Source organism: Mesorhizobium sp. WSM4844, from assembly GCF_055811775.1.
The window spans coordinates 30,116-44,906 of the sequence record NZ_JBVVQB010000042.1; the positions used below are offsets into that span (position 1 = coordinate 30,116).

Annotated in this window: 7 protein-coding genes and 4 pseudogenes; 7 read left to right on the forward strand and 4 right to left on the reverse strand. The window is 59.2% G+C overall.

The annotated features are described in order from the left end of the window. Positions 1-54: 54 nt before the first annotated feature. The 3 genes from metK to AC0L2A_RS26060 are packed head-to-tail and all read right to left on the reverse strand — an operon-like array spanning position 55 to position 3,003. Entirely contained in the window at positions 55-1,230 is a 1,176-nt protein-coding gene (metK, locus tag AC0L2A_RS26050) for a methionine adenosyltransferase (protein WP_473611235.1), read from the reverse strand. A 54-nt stretch (positions 1,231-1,284) separates the two neighbouring features. Continuing rightward, the gene (locus tag AC0L2A_RS26055) at positions 1,285-2,622 is read right to left on the reverse strand and encodes a serine hydroxymethyltransferase (RefSeq protein WP_473611236.1); all 1,338 of its coding nucleotides are present in this window, start codon (positions 2,620-2,622) and stop codon (positions 1,285-1,287) included. Positions 2,623-2,652: 30 nt separating this feature from the next. Beyond that, on the reverse strand, positions 2,653-3,003 hold the full coding sequence (locus tag AC0L2A_RS26060; protein ID WP_473497340.1) for an ArsR/SmtB family transcription factor: 351 nt from the start codon (positions 3,001-3,003) through the stop codon (positions 2,653-2,655). A gap of 564 nt (positions 3,004-3,567) precedes the next feature. Between AC0L2A_RS26060 and AC0L2A_RS26065 the strand changes: the two genes are divergently transcribed. Beyond that, positions 3,568-4,185 (forward strand): type IV toxin-antitoxin system AbiEi family antitoxin domain-containing protein, encoded by a 618-nt coding sequence (locus AC0L2A_RS26065; RefSeq protein WP_473479302.1) that lies wholly within the window; start codon positions 3,568-3,570, stop codon positions 4,183-4,185. After that, positions 4,178-4,683 (forward strand): annotated as a pseudogene (locus tag AC0L2A_RS26070) (nucleotidyl transferase AbiEii/AbiGii toxin family protein); the annotation flags it as partial. The gene AC0L2A_RS26065 and the pseudogene AC0L2A_RS26070, both read left to right, overlap by 8 nt. An 86-nt stretch (positions 4,684-4,769) precedes the next feature. Here AC0L2A_RS26070 and AC0L2A_RS26075 read toward each other — a convergent pair. Beyond that, positions 4,770-5,960, reverse strand: a pseudogene (locus AC0L2A_RS26075) (molybdopterin cofactor-binding domain-containing protein); the annotation flags it as partial. 2,521 nt (positions 5,961-8,481) lie between these two features. Here AC0L2A_RS26075 and AC0L2A_RS26080 point away from each other — a divergent pair. The 5 genes and pseudogenes from AC0L2A_RS26080 to AC0L2A_RS26100 all read left to right on the forward strand — a co-directional run. Beyond that, entirely contained in the window at positions 8,482-9,351 is an 870-nt protein-coding gene (locus tag AC0L2A_RS26080) for a hypothetical protein (protein ID WP_473498320.1), read from the forward strand. Positions 9,352-9,596: 245 nt separating this feature from the next. Then, positions 9,597-11,288 (forward strand): type IV secretion system ATPase VirD4, encoded by a 1,692-nt coding sequence (virD4, locus tag AC0L2A_RS26085; protein WP_473611237.1) that lies wholly within the window; start codon positions 9,597-9,599, stop codon positions 11,286-11,288. A gap of 342 nt (positions 11,289-11,630) precedes the next feature. Next, complete coding sequence (locus tag AC0L2A_RS26090) at positions 11,631-12,668, forward strand: type III secretion protein (RefSeq protein ID WP_473498317.1); 1,038 nt, start codon at positions 11,631-11,633, stop codon at positions 12,666-12,668. A 60-nt stretch (positions 12,669-12,728) separates the two neighbouring features. Next, positions 12,729-13,023 (forward strand): annotated as a pseudogene (locus AC0L2A_RS26095) (type IV secretory system conjugative DNA transfer family protein); the annotation flags it as partial. Between the two features lie 51 nt (positions 13,024-13,074). Beyond that, a pseudogene (locus AC0L2A_RS26100) lies at positions 13,075-14,791 on the forward strand (Ulp1 family isopeptidase); the annotation flags it as partial.

Here is a 14,791-nt window from a genome sequence, read left to right on the forward strand (position 1 = left end):
TTTTGGCGAGTGTGGAATGGGTCGCCCTATGCCGACGCATCCAATACCCGCGCATCACGCAGCTGCCGGTCCTGCCTCACGCAACAGGTCGTCAGCTCTGTCCGTCTTTTCCCAGGTGAACTCCGGCTCTTCGCGGCCGAAGTGTCCGTATGTCGCGGTCTTGCGGTAAATCGGCCGTAAGAGATCAAGCGCCTTGATGATGCCTTTCGGCCGGAGATCGAAAAGCTCAAGGACGGCGCGCTCGATCCTTTTTTCATCAATCTTTGCGGTTCCGAATGTATTGACGAGGATAGAGACCGGCGCGGCCACACCGATCGCGTAAGCAAGCTGAACCTCGCACACCTCCGCCAGTCCGCTGGCAACGACGTTTTTTGCGACGTACCGCGCCGCATAGGCGGCCGACCGATCGACCTTCGACGGGTCCTTGCCCGAAAAGGCACCGCCGCCGTGACGCCCCATGCCGCCGTAGGAATCGACGATGATCTTGCGTCCGGTGAGACCGCAATCGCCGCGCGGCCCACCGACCACGAACCGGCCTGTTGGATTGACCAGGAACCTTATCCCCGTCGTATCCAAGTCGTGGGGCAAGACCGGCCTTATGATCTCCTCAATGACGCCTTCGCGGACCGTGGCTTGTGAGACCTCCTCGTCATGCTGCGTCGACAGGACTATGGTATCAAGCGCTACCGGGCGCAAACCCTCATAACGGACGGATACCTGTGATTTAACGTCCGGGCGAAGCCAGCCAAGGCGTCCGGTTTGGCGCACCTCTGCCTGTTTTTTTGTCAACTCGTGAGCAAGTTGGATTGGCAACGGCATCAATGTTTCGGTCTCGTTGCACGCGTACCCGAACATGAGGCCCTGATCCCCCGCTCCATGCTCGAGATCTTGCCCTCGTCCCTCGTCGACGCCCTGGCTGATGTCAGGCGACTGCTCGGTCAAGGCCAAGATCACGGCGCAACGCCGGCCGTCAAAGCCGATCGCATCGTCGTCATATCCAATGTCCAAGATGATATCGCGGACAACTTGGCTGTAGTCGATCTGCGCGTGGCTGGTGATCTCGCCAGCCAGAACGACCATCCCTGATTTCACCAACGCTTCACAAGCAACGCGAGCCTTGGGATCCTTGCGAAGGATCGCATCGAGCACGCCATCTGAGATATTGTCGGCCATCTTGTCGGGATGTCCAGCGCCGACGGATTCGGAAGAGAACACGAATTTTCTGGTCATGGGATTTCCTCGCTTCAAACGTTGGAATTGGATGTGACAGTTGATCAGGCCGTCTTACCTGTCGGAGATGCCCGGCACGTCGAACGCAGCGCAGAAGTCGGCAACGTCTCTGCGCACGCGGGCATGGACGTCCGAATCATCGGGCTGGCGGCAAACCAGGTCGATGAAAGCGGCAATCTGCAGCATTTCCGCCTCGCGCATGCCCACAGACGTCACTGCTGGCGTGCCTAACCGAATGCCGCTGGTGAGCGCGGGATGGCGCCGGTCCCCCGGCACCATGTTGAAATTCGTAATGATACCTGCTTGCGACAAGCGCTCGGCATAGGCTTTCCCGGACAGCGGCCGGTCCCTAAGATCAAGGATCAGCATGTGATTGTCAGTGCCCCCCGTGACGAGTTCATAACCTCGCTCCAGAAGGGCCTGGGCCAGAGCCTTGGCGTTGTTGACGATCTGCTGACCGTACACACGGAAGGATGCATTCCCTGCTTCGTGCAGAGCGACAGCTAGCGCGGCAATCGTATTCATGTGCGGTCCGCCCTGGAGGAGAGGGAACACGGCACGGTCTATGCGTTTGGCCAGATTGTGTTTGCTCTTGGAATGGTAGAGCGCCTGATAGCGGTCTTCATTCCTTGACAAGATGAAGCCACCGCGGGGGCCGCGGATCGATTTGTGAGAGGTGCTGGTGACAACATCGCAATGGCTAACGGGATTCGGATGCACTCCTGCGACAACGAGACCGCTGATGTGGGCGATGTCGGCCACCAGATAGGAGTTCACCTCCCAAGCAATTTCGGCCATTGCCTCATAGTCAAAGATACGCGGATAAGCAGTTCCGCCGACCCAAATGAGCTTCGGTCGTTCCCGTTTGGCCGTCTCGCGCAAACGGTCATGGTCAATCTGCTGCGTCTTTTCGTGCAGCCCGTACGGAACTCGCTGATAGTCAGTGCCAGAGAAGTTGACGGCCCAACCGTGCGTCAGATGCCCGCCGCCGGGGAGGGTCAAGCCCATCATCTTGTCTCCCGGACACAACAGCGCTCGACAGACAGCCTGATTGGCCGGCGAGCCGGAATAAGGCTGCACGTTGGCGTGTTCACAGCCGAATAGCGCCTTCAATCGCTCGATGGCGAGGTTCTCAAGCTCATCGACAATCTCGTTTCCGGCGTAGTAGCGCGCGCCGGGATATCCCTCGGCATACTTGTTGGTGAAAATAGACCCGGTCGCTTCCAGCACCGCCGAGGACGCGAAGTTCTCGGAGGCGATAAGTTTGAGGGTCGTCCGCTCCTGGCGCTCCTGTCTTAAAAGCAGCTCGTGCACGCGAGAATCTGCGACCGCCAGGTGAGGCCACTCGCAAGTGTCAAGCTCCGCGATGGCGCCGCCAGTCGAATTGTTCATATCAGCTTCGCGCTCCATTGGGACTAAGTTTCAGGACAAGCAGGCGGCCACCTTGGACCGCGCGCCCTGTATCGCCTCCAGGCGCTGTAGGTCTTGTCTGTGATGGCCATCGCCGTGGGGCAGGAGATCAACCAACAATTGAACCAAGCCGCCGTCCGAGCCTCCTGCTTCGAGGTGGTACGAAGGCCAGGGGCGATGTTCGTTGCCGAGAAGAAAGCCGGCTCTGGCGAGCTGGCGCACGTGTGCGACCACGTGCTCGCGAGACAGACTCAGAACTTCTGCTAGCTCGCAGACGGTCAGGTCCGCATGCGCACAAAGTCCCAGGATTCGAAGTCGATCAAGATGAGCCGCGGCCTTTAGGCGCCTGACCAGTGTCATCATCGGCCGGCACTCCTTGTATTGACTTCCTCCATTTGGCGTCCTCCCACTCTTTCAGAGGCAATCTTGCCGTCCGACGAGGTCAATACGCCCAACCGCATCGCAGATCTTTCCGATACGTCACGGTCTCGACCCGCAGCCCAAATGATAGGCTCAACGTACATATTCTCAGCGGTTTAGAGTGCTAAAAGTCCGCGATTTTCTTTGAAGGATCTGTTGCGACACGTGCATACCGGATGCGCCCCAGCACAACGGCGGCTGCGCGGTAAGGCCGGCTTGCGAAGATGCGGCGTACGGCCGAGGCCTTCATGCGCCGGTCGCCGCGCGATGGGACGCTCAGCATCGACGGGGATGAAATCCATCTTGTCCATGGCTCCGATCTCTATCCCGATGGACCACATCCCCAAAGGAAACCGATATCCTGCTCGAAGGCGCCGCCGTCCACGGCGAGCTCAAAGCATGGCTGCGGCGCAAGGCTCAATGCGGCTGACGATTGGCTTCCATTGATTCTCAACAAGTGATACAAATCCTCGGACTGTAACCCCTTAGTTCCTAGATTTCGTATCAATGCCAGAGCCCGCTCCCCAGCGCCAAATCGCCCACGCACTTCTGACAGTGCGCGGAATCGCGCGTCTCGCGGAGCTGCGCAACGCCGGCGTAACAGCGGCCACGATGAGTCGCATGGAACGGGATGGGGAGGTGCTCCGGCTCGCACGCGGCCTCTACCAGCTCTCCGATGCGCCGCTCGACGCTAATCATAGCCTAGCCGAGGCTGCCAAGCGCGTACCCAAAGGCGTTGTCTGCCTTGTGTCAGCCCTGGCATTCCACCAGCTGACGGATCAGCTTCCGAGACAGGTATGGCTGGCCATCGGCCAGAAAGACTGGGCTCCCAAACCCGACGGCACACCCATTCGCATCGTGCGTTTTACCGAAAGTCTGCTCAACGACAGCGTCGAAACTCATGTTGTCGAGGGCGTGACCGTAAAGGTCTTTGGGGTTGTCAAAACAATCGCGGACTGTTTCCGATATCGCAACAAGATCGGCCTGTCGGTGGCGATCGAGGGCCTCCAGGAAGCGCTTCGCCAGCGCAAGGCCACGCCCGGCGAAATTGCCAGGCAGGCTGAGCGTGGCGGTGTCGCCACGGTCATCCGGCCGTATATCGAGGCGCTGACTGCCAATGGCTAAAGAGATCAAGAACATCGGCGCCTCATTGCGCGCACGTCTGCTGCAACTCGCCAAGGTAAGTAGCCAGACCCTCGATCTGGTTCTGACCCGCTTCGCCTCGAGCGGCTGCTTTTCCGGCTTAGCCAGTCACCCCACGCCGACCGCTTCGTGCTGAAGGGCGCGATGCTGATGATGAGCTGGTTCGATGATCCGCACCGCGGCACCCGCGACCTTGACCTGCTGAGTTTTGGCGATCCGAGCGCGGAGCCGATGCTGGCGACGTTTCGGGAGGTCCTGGCGCAGGACGCTGGCGATGGCGTCGAGTTCGACGCTGACGCACTCCGGGTCGACCGCATTCGCGAGGAGCTGGAGTATGGTGGGCTCAGGCTGCGGACGACGGCCTCGATCGGAGGCGCCCGGGTCAGCCTGACGATCGACATCGGCTTTGGCGATGCGCTGGAGCCTGGTGCCGAAGAGCTGGACTTGATCTCCTCGGTCCTTAGCGCCTCGCCGGCAATGGCGCCCTGCGAGTGCCCGACCTTGCCAACGTCCAGCGAGAAATTGCGCCGTCCTCCGGCATCCGTGCGATGGTTGCCTTTCATGATGCGGAAAGCATGCGTGGAGCGATCCACGACAAGCGTGTTCTCCATCCAGAAGGCATGGCGCTTCAACCCCATCTGGAACTGCTCGAACCGATCGTTGGCAAGACGCACCGGCCGCCCGTCGCCATAGAGGCCTGCCAGGATGGCGTAGTAGGGAAAGATCGAATGATCCTTGGTACCGTATCCGACCGTGTAACCGATCGAAAGGTCGAGCGCCTTCACCACGAACCGCGATTTCGACAGCATTTCCAAGGTCGAGGTCGCCACCTCATAAGGCGATTGGGTCGCGATGAGTGCGTGCAGGGTCGAACTGCCCGGCTCGAACCAGACATTGCCATTGTCGGCTTCCATCGCGCAGGCGTCGGTCGACTGCGAGAAATAGCTTCGCTTCAGGACCAATGCGTCGTCGCCGGCAGCCGTGATCTCACGCTCGATCTCGCCCGCCGCCCACATGGCGCGGGCCGCCGCATCGCCGCTCTGATCCGGCTTCGGCCAGACGACCTGATCGCCGTCGAAATTGCCGTAGATCGTGGTGCCTTCGAGCGGAGCATAGATGTCGGTTTCATCCGATGCCGCGCCGCCGATGCGCACGAACCGGCTGGCGCCGTAATGCGGTGGCGTGTCGTAGCCGGCGGCCGCCCCCCAGCGCACGATGCCCTTGCCGGAACGGACCAGCCGCTTGGCCGCGTCGAACCGCGCGAAATCGTTGTAGATCAAGAGCGCGACCGGCTGACCGAGCAGGCGCGGAATGCGTCCCTTCGGCACCAGGAACATGTCGCCATAGAAGCCGGGAGCCGTCGTTTCCGGCGGCGCAAGACCATCGCGGACAAGGTCTTCGCCGGCTATCAGTCGGTCGGGCTTGAGATCTTCGCCCAGCACCGAGAGGTCCAGCCCGTCGAACGGGGCGTCGGCCCGGGTGCCGCGGATCAGGAAGGCGTGGCTCTGTTCCTGCGGCCAGCCCGCTATGTCACGGGCGCGAAAATCGCGGGTGAAGGTCTTGTCCCCGGTGACCTTGGCCACGGCGTCCATCCGAAAACGCGGCCGACCGTCCGGTCCGATCCAGTTTGGCGAACGGCCGGGCGAATTGGCAATGAGCGCAGCCGATGCGGGCCGACCCAGAAAACCGATCTTGACCGCGATCCCCGCGCCAAACGCCGCTGCGATGAACTGGCGCCGCGAAAAGCTGCCGCTCATGCCGTCTCCCCGAACGGCCCATAGCCCGACCCCACACCCGGCCGGCTCGTCTCACCTGTATATTCCCGACTCGGGGCCGTTCCGCCATTCCGGCATCGCTGACAAACGGATCGGCCTTGCCAGATCATGAAAATCGCCGGGCCTCTTGTACAAGTCCGCAAAATTGAAGCGCATGACTTCTGCTTCGGGTCCGAGTGTCCTGATAGACATGTCCTCTGTTGTGAGCCCTTCCGAAGGATATGGTCGAGCTCAATGTGGTCGGGCGACGCAGGCTGGCTTGTGGTGGTGTGTCGCCAGGCCTCAGAGCTCCCGTCAATCCCAGCAGCGTTGGGCGGTTTCCGGGACGTCCAGTCACGTTTGCAACGCGCGTGTTGGAATCGGTGAATCTGCGACACATTATCGCCACGGTTTGGCCGCGGAGTTGCCGCAATATCCCACGACATAGCCGGCGTTGCCTGAGACGGTTCGGTCCGGCAGCGGCCCAACCAAGCCCCCCGCCCTAGGGTCAGTGCCGGATCGAACCACTCTCTTCTTGAGGGACCCAGGTCCGAGCCCCGAAATGCGCTCAGCAGAAGCAAGCTGATCCGCTTCATTGATGCGTGGTCTCCCAAATTGCACAGGGCGGCAAAGACCTGCACAGCAACAATGGCTTGAGGCGCGCCTCGGCTTCAGGTGAGAGGCAACTCTGGCCGGCTCTACGATGCCTTCGTTGTGAGAGGCTCCTTCAAAGTAGCAAACTGATGCCGGTCGCTAAGCGGCCCTGCATACCCGTCGCCGCTGTCGATGCTCCCATCATAGTTGGTGTCCTCAACCGTGCCTGATGATCCAACGATCTCGTCGATGTTGCAGTGATCGTGGTAGATCTCGGTCTCTGTGCCTTGGCTCTGGCTGTAGGTCGGCTCCCCATTCGCCAGGTCGTGATCGAATTCAATATTGGAACCGTGGACAGCCGCGTCTCAGGCTTTCCCACGCGAAAACACGCTGACCGTCTAAGTTGCTCTCCGCATCGGGTTCAGGACGTGAGATGCCACTTTGTAGGATTGACCTCTAACGATATCCGGCCTGCGTCCCTCCGTTCCAACCTCTGGCAGCCAGAAAAAGTCGACAGCGCGACCGACGCAATGATGCCTGTCATGTTCATTCCTGGGTTCCCCTCTCAGCGGTTCCGTGCAACATTTGAGGACCATGTTGCACTGAGCGTGCCAAAAGAAAAAAGCTTTCAACTACACGGTTGTGACCACCAATGTTCAGTCAGACCTCTGACATTGTTGCTCAGTCGGCACTGACGTACTGGCGGGCCCCAGGGCTTGGGATCTTCGGTCGGGACGACGCAAGCCCAGAGACGACTCGGCTACGAGGCGCGGGGGCATCGGCAGAAAACGTCACAAGTACCGTACACATGCTTTTTGAGAATACATCATTGCGGTCGGATCCACTCGAGATCTGGAGTGACAGTTAGCCTGCATCGTTTGCCTTGGCCGCGCAGAAATGTGGGTGGTAATCGCGTGCTAATGCCGACCGCGACGGTAAGCTGAAGCGTCTTTGAGCCTTGATAGTGCGTCAATTCAGGCTGTGCCCATGAACAGGATTGATATCGGCCAGGATGGATGTCTGCATTCCCACGGTAATGCCAATCGCGTCTGCAAACAGAGCGCGACGGCGCCACTTAGACCCTCATCCGTCGAACTCTTTGGACCCGACCTGCACCGTCCAGGGGCGCGGAAGGCGAGGGGATGTTGCAGCAAAGGAAGTTAGTCGATGGCGCCTGCATCAATGCGGTTGGGGCGCAAAGCTGCGCGGCAGTTGCAGCCTGTCAAGGTGGCGCTGAAGTATGCCGTCCGTTCCGAGGTGGCTGCGCCAGGCGACTCCCGTTGAGAAAACCCGGGCACAAAGGGATTAAAGATGTCGCGATCGCCCAGCCGGCGGTTGGCTCGCCAGCGGCTGTTGCTGACGACCGCGGCACTCACGGTCGATAGGCGGCGGTCGAGGACGGGGTGGGATTGCGCGATGCCGCGCTATCCGCCCGCGCGATTTTTCCCCATCGGACCTTTGCTCCTCGCCTGGCGCCGGTTGGGTCGGGAAGCCACCGACCTGCAGCAGGAATGCCTTGGTGGTGGCATGGTACAGCGATGCTATTAGCGCGGCCCTGCTCAAATTGCCGATCAGGTCGCGACTGATTTCCTTGCCAAGCAAGCAGGACAGCTCGGCCGCGGCTGATCGAGCCGGAGTGGGCGATGGCCGTCATCGAAACCCTCTCGAGCATGCAAGCCTGCATTCAAAGGAGAAGCTGCTGCGGGGACATCATGCCGGCGTCTTGCAAGTAGGCGAAAGAGTCGGCGACGGCGCCCTCAGGCAGAACCCCACTCATCGCATTTGATGCCAGCCTCATCGTATTTTCTTTGGCTTAGACGGGCTCTTGGAGACCCTCTGCGAGACTACAACTGTAACACCATATTGGTTTAGCAGATCAAGCTTCGGTGGTAACCTCATGGGGTAGAGAAACGACTTTGGAGGCCGAGGAATGGATCGCGATAATGAACGGGCACGCGCAGCTGCAAGTTCATCCCAAGGAGTGGGGAAACGCAGTACCCTCCGTGACGTTCCAGAGGGGCCATTGAGCGATGTTGCAGAACGGCTAGTAACCGCTAACCCGCGCGACACAGCGCGAAATCTTGGGGGCTTCAAAGCCCTCGGGACGCACGAGCGAACAGCCGTTCGGGGCACTCAACCCGGGCCAGAAACTGACCTCGCGACATTTGAACGGCGGGCCAATCAGCTCGGACGATCAGCCATCGATCTGGCCGAGAAATTGACAGCCGAATTGGGGTACCAGCCGGATAACGTAGCATTGGAGCAAGTCCAAGCGGCTAGTAATGTAGGCCATTTTCTAGGGCCCCAGAAGCAGAGTGCTCTTGTTAATCGCATTGGCAACATGGACCCAATGGAGCAAGCTCTAGGGGTTATGTTTGTGGCGCAAAACTTCAGTAAGTTTAATGACCAAAATAAATCTCGTATTTTTGAGCAGGCCATTGAATTGGCTGCTGATCCTCATCAGCACCACATGGTCAAGGCGACCGCCCAAAATGCTATTGTCACCGCGTATCACCAGTTAGACGCAAATCAACAAGCGCAAGCTAACTCACTTCCCGACCTGCATGGCCTGTTGCAGAACATGCCTCCGCCGCAGCATGCAGCAGAGGAACGGAGTGCGAATTTGGACGGCCACATTGCAGCTATTGCGGCTTCAGTCCGTGATACAGTAGGCCCGCAAACCTCCTTTGAACAGCTGCGGCGGGGTGGTCAAGTCGGGCAGTCCATAAGCCACGCCTACAATCACGCTCGCGAGGATCTAATGGCTGCCTCCAGAAGCAGAGATCGCTCCGGCCGTTGAGGTCTCGGCCATGGTACAGTAACGCTTTCTCCCCGAATTCCGTTCACGGCCGTGCCATCTCCAATTCGCTGGCCGTTGATGTACCTGCTTGGTGTAACTTTCAAAGACCACGCCTGCCGGGTGGTGCGATGCAACCATTGCACCACCCGCTGCGGCATCGATCTGTCGAGCGGCGACATCGCGCGACGTCGCTCCGGTGTCTGAAGCAAGCGCAGCATTAGCTACGCTAATCCGGCAATGGAACAATGCCTTCAACAAAAACGACGCCCCCCAGCATAGCCATTAGCATCGCGTGCTCACTCGCCTTGGGCTTCTGCGCGGCAAGTCTGTACGCAACGTTCCGCCATGGGGGTAGCGGCGAGGCTTTGATGACGTTTGACGTCCGTGCCTTTTGGTTCGAGACGCCCTTCTATCGGGGTTTCGCGACCCCCGTCTTCTATCAGGGCGTAGCTATCGTGCTCGCAACGTCCGCGCTCGTCTTGCTGATTCAGCAGATCGTATTACGGCGCAAACTTGAACATCACGGGACGGCGCGCTGGGCGCGAGTGGATGAAATGCGACGCACGGGTTATCTACGCCGATACCGTGGCGTGACAGGTCCGATTTTTGGGAAGACGAGTGGCCCTTTCTGGCCTGGCTACTACCTGACCAATGGCGAGCAGCCTCACAGCCTCATCGTTGCACCAACCCGTGCTGGCAAGGGCGTCGGCATAGTCATTCCAACGCTCCTTACATTCAAAGGCTCGGTGATAGCTCTCGACGTGAAGGGGGAGCTCTTTGAGCTTACCTCGAGGGCGCGCAAAGCCGCAGGCGACAACGTGTTCAAATTCGCGCCGCTGGATTCGGAGCGGCGCACCAACTGCTACAATCCGCTGTTGGATCTTATAGCGCTGCCTCCACAGCTGCAATTCACCGAAGCCCGCCGCTTGGCCGCAAACCTGATCACGGCCAAGGGGGAGGGCGCGGAAGGTTTCGTCAGCGGCGCGCGAGATATCTTTGTCGCGGGCATCCTTGCCTGCATCGAGCGGGGCACGCCAACAATCGGCGCCGTCTATGACCTCTTCGCCCAGCCGGGGGAGAAGTTCAAGCTCTTCGCGCGACTCGCCATGGAGACCCGGAACAAAGAGGCACAACGCATCTTCGACGACATGGCGGGGAACGATACAAAAATCCTGACCTCCTACACGTCCGTCCTCGGCGATGGCGGACTCAATCTGTGGGCGGATCCGGCTGTAAAGGCAGCTACAAGTCGCTCGGACTTTTCGGTCTATGATCTTCGCCGTCGCAGAACGTGCATCTATCTGTGCGTCGGTCCGAACGACCTTGAGGTGATCGCGCCTTTGATACGCCTGTTCTTTCAGCAAATCGTTTCAATTCTACAGCGGTCGCTGCCCCGCCAAGATGAAAAGAACGAGGTTCTCTTTCTGCTCGACGAGTTCAAGCACTTGGGTAAGCTGGAGGCGATCGAGACCGCAATTACGACTATCGCGGGCTACAAGGGGCGTTTCATGCTCATCATCCAAAGCCTTTCGGCACTGACGGGGGCTTATGGAGAGGCTGGCAAGCAGAATTTTCTGAGCAATACCGGCCTGCAAGTGTTTATGGCCACTGCCGATGACGAGACCCCAACCTACATTTCCAAAGCCATCGGTGAATACACGTTTGAAGCCAAGTCGATTTCCTACAGCCAGGCGCGAACGTTCGATTGGAACATTCAGAATTCGCATCAAGGTGCACCGCTGTTGCGTCCCGAACAGGTTCGGCTGCTCGATGAAGACTACGAGATTGTTCTCATCAAAGGCCTGCCACCATTGCAATTGAGGAAGGTGCGATATTTTTCGGACCGCATCCTTAAACGCATCTTCGAAAGCCAGACAGGCGCCCTCCCGGAGCCGCCACCCTTGATGGAAGCTCATCCAGATGACACTGACGGTTAAGCGCCCGTCTCGCGTATCCCGTCCCTCGGCGATCAGAAACTCCACTACAGGTGAACGGCTATGGGAATTTGCATCTCCAAATCCTCCGGATCGACTCGACATGCGGAAGAGTCGCCGCGAGAATCCACGGCAGCGCTGAGGGTCTCCCTGGGCACGCCTGCCGACAGGTTGCGACGGGGCGGAGATGCGCCTCTGGAGCCACATCAGATCCAGCAGGCCGCCTATCATATGGGAGCGTGTGTCGTCGGTGACGACGTCACCAGCCCGATAAGACTCGCGACAGCGGGGCAAACAGTTCACGACGTTCGCCTGCTGCTCAAGCATGGCCGGGGAAACGTTAAGGTGGACGACATTCCCTCTCACGGCCACAACAGCATCGGATCGTCGGTTGCAATGAGGGGAGCAGACGACAACATTAAGGTTGCAGTGGCCGTCGTCATGGGAGCGGCGTGCTGCAATCAGACCGCTCCCCTTTCCGCTATCGTCCACGCCCCACACATGGCGGCCGACGAGCGGAGTATGACCTCTAGTGCTTTCGTGTCAATGAAAGAGATAACCGACCAAGGTGATGAGATCCCAGTCAAGACGGGTCACATTTGGAACGAACTGCGGCGCGGAAGCCGCGACGCGAGGTCGACCGTGGTTATGGATGCCTGGGCCAACGGTCCCGCTGTTCGGTTGAAAGACAGCGCATGGAGCGGAGTGCCGGTCAAGGAAGGTCATTGGTCGATGGACAAAAGCACCGCCGAATTCCTGAAAAACCGTGTTGAGGGGTTGATTCCGTTCGTGCATCCGGACGCAAATGAACAGACTGCCAACGATTTGCGCCGCAAGCAAAACGCACCCGTATCGTGGGAAAAATATGCAGAAGTACAAGTGATCTCACCCGAGTTCGCTGATAGTGTACGCAACGCATTGTCCCGTATTCCTGAAGACCAACAAAAGGAAATCGCATCACTGATGATTCAGGAAGCCTACGGAATGGATCCTTCCTCGCGCACGCACCAAGACGCAGTGGAATCAGTTCTGGTGGCCGCCAACCAACTGGACTCGCTGCCCCGGCCTCCTGTCGAGCCGCCGGAATTGGCGGCGTATCGCCAGTTCGACGCAAATCAACAGGCCCAAGCTCACGCAGTTCCCGGCATGCAAAATATCTTGCCGCACATGCCTCCGCCGCAGCATGCAGCAGAGGAACGGAATGCGAATCTGGACGGCCACATAGCAGGTCTTGAACCTGAAGTCCGTGCGACAGGTGCGCAAATCTCCTATGAACAGCTGCGGCGGGGTGGTCAAGTCGGGCAGTCCACAAGCCACGCCTACAATCACGCCCGCGAGGATCTAATGGCTGCCTCCAGAAGCAGAGATCGCTCCGGCCGTTGAAATCTCGGCCATGGTAAGTGACGCCTTCTCCCCGAATTCCGTTCACGGCCTTGCCATTTCCGAACGTTCGATTGGAACATTCAGAATTCGCATCAAGGTGCACCGCTGTTGCGTCCCGAACAGGTTCGGCTGCTCGATGAAGACTACGAGATTGTTCTCATCAAAGGCCTGCCACCATTGCAATTGAGGAAGGTGCGATATTTTTCGGACCGCATCCTTAAACGCATCTTCGAAAGCCAGACAGGCGCCCTCCGGAGCCGGCACCCTTGATGGAAGCAGACGAGGGGCTCTTGGCAGAATCTTGCCCGATGAGCAGCTGCGCGGATTGGCGCAGAACTTTGACGATACAGTTTGATGTGAGGCTAGTATGAATCCGCGAAATAGTAACCCATCCCGGGTAGCAGCTTTGTCGCAGGTGCAGGACGCCGGCTTGGAAGAGGGGCCAGCGGTCCAGGCCCGGCAAGTGGGCGCTGAGCAGTACCTTGCCGAGACCCGGAGGCTGTTCGATCAAGCTGATGAGTCGCCAACCAGTCGAGAGGAGCTTCTGCGACTGGAACAGGGATTCCGCGAAGTGCTTCAGGGACGGCAGGAAGATCAAGCCGCCTCGTCTTTTTTCAGCGACCCAGGGCTGCCCGCTGGACCGGGTGACCACAACAGCTTCGTGGCCGACGCTTTCGCAGCGACCGGCTCTGGGCACATTGAGGCCGCCGCCCCGCCAACGTTAGCTGCCAGCCAACAGCAGATCCGGCCCTCGCCGGATGCGCTTGACCAGGGCAACCAGCCACCCGAGTGGGTGATCATCAACAATGAACATTCCACAGCGCTGTTGTGGCCAGCGGAGAGGCAGAGGGCCCTGAATACGCCGCAAGCCGCCGCCATTCAGCAGCCGCTGAGCGAAATCGGCAATTCAGGCGGCCGCGTGCCGATGCAGCCCCCCATGCAGCAGTTGGGTGAATTGCCATTGGAAGGGGTAACCGTTCAAGGGACAGGGTCCGAACACATCGGAAGGCTGCATGCGGAGGCCGCGCCCTCCGCAAGGTCTGAGGCACCCCCCGCTGCGATCGAGAACTCCATAAACGTCTCGTTCGCCGTCCCCAAAGGCTTCTCCCATGGGACTCAAGTCCCAGACGCGAGGCTCTCTTCCCTGGACCGCCATGGCCCCTTGCCGGATGCGGGCCAGGCGCGGCAAGTGGGCTTTGAGCAGCACGTGGCCGCGCCGCGCCGAGCCGATCCGGCTCCTGTTGCGAGTGGCGCCCGTGCTAACCGCTATCCCCATCTCTCCGGCGAACACCGGGACGTTATTGATAAGGCGATCGCCCACGCTGCGGCTCAGCAAAAATATAGCGAGAGCACGCTCCGAAAATACACGTATTCACTTCGCCAATTGGTGAATGATCTCGGCGCTCGTGGCCAAGCGACGGATCTAAAAAATCACCAGTCCCTGGTCGATCACGTCGATGCTTTCTACCCGAAAAACGACGGCATAAAGAGGGCGTTGAACGTCCTGCGTGCGTATCATGAGCCGGGCTATTCAGCGACTGTCGGGCGGCCAGCGCCGGTGCCCTCAAAAACAGACGCGCATGTCTTTGAACAAGTGACCAGTGACAGCAGGTTGGCCCCAAGCAGCCGTGCTGAGTACGGTCGTAGTCTTCGCAGATTTTCTAAGGCGCTTGAGAGTTGGGGCCTGACGATCTCTGGGCTGGATCATGATTCGCGGATCGAATTCGCCGAGACTTTGTTTCCAGACAAACGCAATCTCATCTTCGCGTTGCAACGGGTTCGCGATGCGGAGCCCGCGTCACCTGGCGCCCGTGCTACCCGCTATCCCCATCTGTCCGACGAACACCGGGACGTTATTGATAAGGCGATCGCCCACGCTGCGGTTCAGCAAAAATATAGCGAGAGCACGGTCCGAAAATACACGTATTCACTTCGCCAATTGGCAAATGATCTCGGCGCTCGTGGCCAAGCGACTGATCTAAAAAATCACCAATCCCTGGTCGACCACCTCGATACTTTCTTTCCGAAAAACGATGATATAAAGACGGCGTTGAACGTCCTGCGTGCGTATCATGAGCCGGGCTATTCAGCGACTGTCGGGCGGCCAGCGCCGGTGCCCTCAA

Coding starts and splice junctions, on each gene's coding strand:
- metK (WP_473611235.1), bottom strand. CDS start 1,230: ATGACCAGAAAATTCGTGTTCTCTTCCGAATCCGTCGGCGCTGGACAT.
- AC0L2A_RS26055 (WP_473611236.1), bottom strand. CDS start 2,622: ATGAACAATTCGACTGGCGGCGCCATCGCGGAGCTTGACACTTGCGAG.
- AC0L2A_RS26060 (WP_473497340.1), bottom strand. CDS start 3,003: ATGATGACACTGGTCAGGCGCCTAAAGGCCGCGGCTCATCTTGATCGA.
- AC0L2A_RS26065 (WP_473479302.1), top strand. CDS start 3,568: ATGCCAGAGCCCGCTCCCCAGCGCCAAATCGCCCACGCACTTCTGACA.
- AC0L2A_RS26080 (WP_473498320.1), top strand. CDS start 8,482: ATGGATCGCGATAATGAACGGGCACGCGCAGCTGCAAGTTCATCCCAA.
- virD4 (WP_473611237.1), top strand. CDS start 9,597: ATGCCTTCAACAAAAACGACGCCCCCCAGCATAGCCATTAGCATCGCG.